Genomic DNA, 3700 nt, shown 5'->3' with positions numbered 1-3700 from the left:
CATCGACGTGCACCTTAGTTGCATCGACGTGCAAAAATTAATTTCCCCTACGTTACGCAGTAAGTTTAAAAGATTTGTGTGTATCCGGTAGCCTTTGCAAGGAAGAATTAAGGAAGGTAATAGGAGAAGAGCAAAAGGCATTCAACTTGTGTGTACACCGGAGCTTCTTGACGAGGCAGAGGATCATAGTGTTATAACGGCATCAGTCTAGATCCAAAATAGGGAACACCAATTGATGATTAATTGTTGGTGCTTGGAGAGAGTTAAAATTAGCTTCTAGAGCAAACCCTGATTAGACACAGTTGATAAGCAATGCTAATGCCAGCACTGCTGAATATTTTTAAGCAGATGGGTCAAGAGTGATGAATGAAGCTGACACCTCAAACAAGGGGCTTGTAATAGAATCCCTAAATTCTGCTAATTCGCCACAATCAGAGCAGGCGAGTTGCCCCTTTTACTCAGTTGTGCCTAATGACAATATGACAGTTAGAAAACTGCCACTCCTCATGCCAGCTGAAGATACACATTCAAAAGACAGTACCCAGCAGGACTGGGTTGCAGAGCCTGAAAGCGTTAAACAAGCATTTATTAACTCGGAATTTCAGGACTTGCTGGCATTGAACGAAGAATTACGTGCGGCTAACAATAAATTATATGAAGAAGTAGAGCAGCTAAAGGACAACTTAGCTGAGTCTGAAAAGGTTTTGCAGTGGCAGAAAACGCGTTCCAGCGTTAGTGAGTCGATGCTCAATCAACATACTCAAGAATTGGCTGCGGCTCAAGAACAGATAAAGTCTTTATTTCAACAATTAGAAACTGCTGTACAAACTGTTCAACGCCAGGAAATTTTTATTGATACTTATAAAGCACAACTACAAATTAGCCAACAACACCTTGCCCAGTTAGAGCGAGAGTGTACGTTGCTACACACTAACAATAACGAACAGTCTGAGCAGCTATTGCAATCAGAAACTGCTTGTCGGGAGTTACGTACTAGACTTATGCGACAACAACGCCAGACCTTGCAATTTAAAGCAGCTCTGGAAAAATGTCTAGATACATCGGTTCCTGGCTATGACTCCCTAGATGATACTGCTAAACATCCTAAAGATATAACTAGCGGACAAGGAAGATTTTCTAGAAAAGCTCGGTCTTTGTTTCATAACGTACAGCCAATTCAACCTTGGTCAGCAGAACCAGAATCTTTGACTGATGATCTAGATAATTCTTGGGGCGAACCCTCAGCACCAGTGCCATTCCAAAGAAATGAACCCACTCCGACACCATCATCTTCTTGGAACTGGACAGTTAAGAAAGACACGCCAACGCCAGCACCAGCAGAGCCTGTGCCATCTCCAGAAATTGATGATTCCCCAGATACACCGGAAGCTGTTTCACCTTTGGGTTCATCAAACTTAGATCAGCAATTAGATAGTCTAATCCAAATGTTTTTCACCTCCCAGCCCGCATCTGCATCACCACCGCCTACTGCGAAAACAAATGTGGATAGTAATTTGGGTGATGCCCCCATCTGGGAGACTTTAGCAACAATCCTAGAAGACGATGAAGAACTAGAAAATCCAGAGGAGGAGCAGTTAAAAGCAGAAATTAATCCTTCTGCAATTTCCTCCACTCCACCTTATACTGAGACACCTGTTGAAGAAACTGAAGACTACTGGTTAGAAGTTTCGCAATTGACACAGTTGGAATTGTCGGCAACTGATTTATCTCCACAGTCATCAGATGATAATACCAATGATGCCAATTCACCTTCACCAGTGGTTTATCCCCAGCGTCCACCCAAGGGGCGTAAGTCACTGGCATCTGTGGAACTGCCGAATTTTCGCCCCAAGAGTTAGGAGTGCTGAGTAAAGAGTGCTGAATTAGGAGTTGGGAGTCAAGTGATTAATGCCCAATGCCCATTAAATAATTCGTAATTCGTAATTCGTAATTCGTAATTAAAGACATTTTCAGACGGGGATTTAAACCCCGACTGAAACTGAGCGGAGGCGGAGTGGCTCCGCCTCCGCGCTACGTATAATGGTTGGGGTCTTAAACCCTTTTATTTACGATAACTAATTAAGAATCCTTGCTTCTTTCGGAATTATGGCTTCTGGGCTGGCTTTTACTACCTGAGTGCGCGATCGCGGTTTGCCTGTGGCGATCGCATAATTAATCGCCAACAGCCACAGCCATAAGCCCGGATTCCGGGGTTCCAGCCAAAAACCTACCCGACTCAAGAAGCGCTCAAACCACGGACTTAGCAAAGCACTAACTAGGGCATGACGACCAAAGTTGAAATAACTACCAAGCCATCTGAGCAAATCCCTTGGCCCAGCAAGTTCCCAAATCCATAAAAGCAAGGCAGGATTTTTACTAGCTGCTTTGAGTGCTAGGCGGTTAAAGGTTAACCAATCACACCGATCTTTGATGAAATTATCTGCCACCTCTAAAGGTTCGTCTGCTAACAACCCAAAAAAGGTGTTGAGCATGGAGTTAATTCGCTGCGGGGGTAAAAATTTACCTGTGGGCACCATCATGCCTTTGGAAAATAGCCAAGTCACTGAAACGTTGCTTTGGTAGGCGCGAATTTGGTTCAAGTGTCGGAAACTCAACAAGTCATGTTTGAGAGCAGTATCCAACAACGTTGTCAAGCGCTCTAAGTTGCGAACTAGGGAACCAAAACCGGTGAAAACGAGGGGAGATTGGAGTGATGCGGCATCACCGATCGCAATCAATCGATCAAAGGCAACTGTGCGATCGCTACTTCCCACACTAAAATGCCCCGGTATATACCCAAATGTCGGCTTCTTCCACACCAATTTGTCCATATCGCACCTGCGATACTCTGGCAAAATCGTGAAAAAGTCCTCGTACATCTCTAGCAAAGAACCGGGATTTTCAGCATTGACTTCGTGGTAATGAAATAAATAAATTGTCAGTTCATCACCTGCTCCAGGAAACAGTTCCCAAATCAGCTGCCTTCCCCGCGAAATATCCCCATGACTGTAAAGAACGTCTCCATATTGCGAATCCCATACTCCCGGCTCAAATCCGCTCTCAATTGCCGCTCCCACTGTCGGACACACACTATCAAAGGCACGACCACCATTTAATTGCCAAGCGATGGGGGAGGCAGTTCCCATTGCATCTATTAGCAGTCTTCCACTTACTTGCTTCTCAGTCTGACTAGGTAAGTGCTTGACTTTCAAAATAACTTGTGATATGTCAATATCTGCACGGATAAACTCTGTTTCATCCCAGATATCACCGCCTGCCGCTTGGAGTTTTTGCCCACACATTTGGAGCCATTTTTCGGAATCTAAGCCCAAATTTAGGACTGTGGGTGTGTGAAGGACAGGCGATCGCAATTTGGCTGGATTATTAGCATCAAAAAACTTATTGAATCCATCTTTGTATTCCCTGGCAATAATTGTTTCTAACTCATCGGCGGTGACTAAACCCAGATTAACCAAGCTTTGAATCTCATCGCGGGAAATATTCCATTCTCGATTCATCCGCCCAAAGGGCATTCGTTCCACCAGCAGAACTTTATATCCCAGTTTTGCCATCAGTGCTGCATGAATCGCCCCTAATGCGCCACCGATATAGATGATGTCGTACTGGGCATGGGGCATGGGGCATTGGGCATTGGACATGGGGAATTGAGCATTAGTTATTTCCCCCTGCCCCTCTGCCC

At 44.7% G+C, this 3700-nt stretch carries 2 protein-coding genes; one reads left to right on the top strand and one right to left on the bottom strand.

Annotated elements, in window-relative coordinates; genetic code table 11:
- Positions 1-362: 362 nt before the first annotated feature.
- The gene (locus F8S12_RS26705; protein ID WP_196519314.1) at positions 363-1859 is read left to right on the top strand and encodes a hypothetical protein; all 1497 of its coding nucleotides are present in this window, start codon (positions 363-365) and stop codon (positions 1857-1859) included.
- A 216-nt stretch (positions 1860-2075) separates the two neighbouring features.
- On the opposite strand, the gene F8S12_RS26700 is transcribed toward F8S12_RS26705, so the two are convergent.
- Positions 2076-3700 (bottom strand): NAD(P)/FAD-dependent oxidoreductase (locus tag F8S12_RS26700; RefSeq protein ID WP_230968294.1); only part of this gene is annotated, 1625 nt, incomplete at its 5' end.

Source organism: Nostoc sp. WHI (assembly GCF_015714725.1).
Classification (GTDB): Bacteria; Cyanobacteriota; Cyanobacteriia; order Cyanobacteriales; family Nostocaceae; genus Nostoc.
Note: the sequence above shows the minus strand (reverse complement) of the source record. Positions and strands in the feature narration are given on the sequence as shown.

What these genes read in the sequence shown, in the direction of transcription:
- F8S12_RS26705 (WP_196519314.1), top strand. Translation starts at nt 363, where the DNA reads ATGAATGAAGCTGACACCTCAAACAAGGGGCTTGTAATAGAATCCCTA.